Below are 3,342 nucleotides of genomic sequence, written 5' to 3' on the forward strand. Positions count from 1 at the left end.
GACCTTTGACATTCGATCTTTGACATATTGACACAAGCATAACAGTAAAGTAAAACTGAAAGTTCAGACTTTTGCTTGATTTTTTTCAGGCATTAGTCATTAAAAATGAAGATTTCACAATACAGCTGAAAGTATGAGCTACATTATCTTTTTTCATGACAAGCTTCGTTCTTGTCAGAAGATCGATAAAGGCGAATAGAAAGTAGGAAAGGGCGTATGGCGGATGCCTAGGCTCACGGAGGCGATGAAGGACGTGATAAGCTGCGATAAGTTTCGGGTAGGTGCAAATAACCTTTGATCCGGAAATTTCCGAATGGGACAACCCGTCATCCTGAAGGGATGACATTACCATATTTTTTTGGTAAGGCAAACGCAGGGAACTGAAACATCTTAGTACCTGCAGGAGAAGAAAATAATCAAATGATTCCCCCAGTAGTGGCGAGCGACCGGGGAGCAGCCCAAACCCCTGACGTGGCAACGCGTCAGAGGTGTAGTAGGACCGCGCTGTCGTACTTAGATTGTGAGGAGAAGCCTTTGGAAAGAGGCATCTTAGAGGGTGATAATCCCGTATCCGAAGCATGACGAGACGTAGCGGTATCCTGAGTAACGCGGAACACGTGAAATTCTGCGCGAATCCGCCGGGACCATCCGGCAAGGCTAAATACTCCCGTGAGACCGATAGTGTACGAGTACCGTGAGGGAAAGGTGAAAAGCACCCCGATGAGGGGAGTGAAATAGTTCCTGAAACCATGCGCCTACAAGCGGTCGGAGCTGTTAATTCAGTGACGGCGTGCCTTTTGCATAATGAACCTACGAGTTACCATGTCCGGCAAGGTTAAGGATTTCATATTCCGAGCCGTAGTGAAAGCGAGCCTTAACAGGGCGTTTAAGTCGGATGGGGTAGACGCGAAACCAAGTGATCTACACTTGCCCAGGTTGAAGTTCCGGTAACACGGAATGGAGGACCGCACCAATAAGCGTTGAAAAGCTTCTGGATGAGGTGAGTGTAGGAGTGAAAGGCCAATCAAACTTGGAGATAGCTCGTACTCCCCGAAAGGCATTTAGGTGCCGCGTGCAGTGTTTTCCATGAGAGGTAGAGCGACCGATAGGTCAAGAGGGCTTCACCGCCTATCGCGACCTGACGAACTCCGAATGCTCATGGACAGTAGCTGTGCAGTAAGGGGGCGGGTGCTAAGGTCCGTCCCCGAGAGGAGAAGAATCCTGACCGCCGTCTAAGGTCCCGAAATTCCGTGCTGAGTTAGTCTAACGAAGTCTGGTCCCCGTGACAGCTAGGATGTTGGCTTGGAAGCAGCCATTCATTCAAAGAGTGCGTAACAGCTCACTAGTCGAGGGTCCGGGCGTGGATAATAATCGGGTATAAGCCGGATACCGAAGGCGCGGGATAGCATTGTATATAAAAAGTATCGGTAGGGGAGCATTCCATTTACGCAGAATGGTGATATTGATTGATCCTGGAGTTTATGGAAAAGCAAATGTAGGTATAAGTAACGATTAGGGTGGTGAGAATCCCCCCCGCCGCAAGACCGAGGTTTCCCGGGCGATGCCAATCAGCCCGGGGTCAGTCGGGTCCTAAGTCTCAGCCGAACGGCGAAGGCGATGGCAGACACGGTTAATATTCCGTGACTTGCGTGTTCAGCGATGTGGAGACGGAGCAGTGACACTGTCGCGTCCTGACGGACATGGACGTATAAGACTTTAGGTGTTGATACGGGCAGGCAAATCCACCCGTAGAGCTGATGGTCGATATTACGGTTTTCTCTTCTGAGGAATCCGACAGCACAGGTAATCATACTCCCTAGAAAATCCGCTAAGCTCATGTTCACGCAACCCGTACCGCAAACGGACACACGTGGTCGGGTAGAACATACCAAGGCGTTGAGAGATTCATGGTTAAGGAACTAGGCAAATTGACCCCGTAACTTCGGGAAAAGGGGTCCTCATAGTAATATGAGGCGCAGAGAATCGGTCCAGGCAACTGTTTACCAAAAACACAGGGCTGTGCAAACTCTAACGATGATGTATACAGCCTGACACCTGCCCGGTGCCGGAAGGTTAAGAGGAGAGCTTAGGAGTAATCCGACGGTTTGAATTGAAGCCCCGGTAAACGGCGGCCGTAACTATAACGGTCCTAAGGTAGCGAAATTCCTTGTCGGGTAAGTTCCGACCTGCACGAATGGTGTAATGATCTGGACGCTGTCTCAATCATGATCTCAGTGAAATTGTAGTATCGGTGAAGATGCCGATTACCCGCGATGGGACGAAAAGACCCCGTGAACCTTTACTACAGCTTAGCATTGACCTTGGTCATCCGATGTGTAGGATAGGCCGGAGGCTTTGAAGTTGTCGCGCCAGCGATGATGGAGTCATCCTTGAAATACGGCCCTTTGGCTGTCCGAGGTCTAACCCGTTTTTATCGGGGACACTGTTTGGTGGGTAGTTTGACTGGGGTGGTCGCCTCCAAAAGCGTAACGGAGGCTTCCAAAGGTACCCTCAGGTCGATTGGTAACCGACCCTATAGAGTGTAATGGCACAAGGGTGCTTGACTGTGAGGCAGACATGCCGATCAGGCAGGAAACTGGGGCATAGTGATCCGGTGCAAGTGTATGGAAACTGCATCGCTCAAAGGATAAAAGGTACTCCGGGGATAACAGGCTGATCCCCCCCAAGAGCTCATATCGACGGGGTGGTTTGGCACCTCGATGTCGGCTCGTCACATCCTGGGGCTGGAGAAGGTCCCAAGGGTTGGGCTGTTCGCCCATTAAAGTGGCACGCGAGCTGGGTTCAGAACGTCGTGAGACAGTTCGGTCTCTATCTATCGTGGGCGCAGGAGTTTTGCGTGGTTCCGTCACTAGTACGAGAGGACCGTGATGGACAGACCTCCGGTTTACCGGTTGTGCCGCCAGGTGCACCGCCGGGTATCTGAGTCTGGTATGGATAAGCGCTGAAAGCATCTAAGCGCGAAGCCTTCCGCAAGATAAGAACTCCTCACAAGGGTCGTCACAGACGATGACGTTGATAGGGTGTAGGTGTAAAGACAGCGATGTCAAAGCCGAGCACTACTAATTGCCCGAAACTTTCATTCCTTTGCTCACACTTTGAGTTGTACTGTAAATAACTTCTTCATTGTTTTCAGCAATTCTTTACTTATGCTTGTTGATATGTGTTTTATTTAACGATATTCAGGTGGTTATTGCGCCGGGGTTCCACCTCTTCCCATCCCGAACAGAGAAGTTAAGCCCGGTTGCGCCGATGGTACTGCAATGCAATGTGGGAGAGTAGGTAGCTGCCTTTTTTTAGAGAAGCCTCACGGAGAAATCCGTG

2 rRNA genes are annotated in these 3,342 nt (G+C 50.3%); both read left to right on the top strand.

Annotated elements, in window-relative coordinates:
* Positions 1-196 precede the first annotated feature (196 nt).
* A 23S ribosomal RNA gene (locus ETF27_RS06505) occupies positions 197-3,103 on the top strand.
* A gap of 97 nt (positions 3,104-3,200) precedes the next feature.
* Positions 3,201-3,313: ribosomal RNA gene (rrf, locus tag ETF27_RS06510) — 5S ribosomal RNA — on the top strand.
* The last annotated feature ends 29 nt before the right edge of the window (positions 3,314-3,342 follow it).

Source organism: Prevotella brunnea (genome assembly GCF_008016795.1).
GTDB classification, from domain to species: Bacteria; Bacteroidota; Bacteroidia; order Bacteroidales; family Bacteroidaceae; genus Prevotella; species Prevotella brunnea.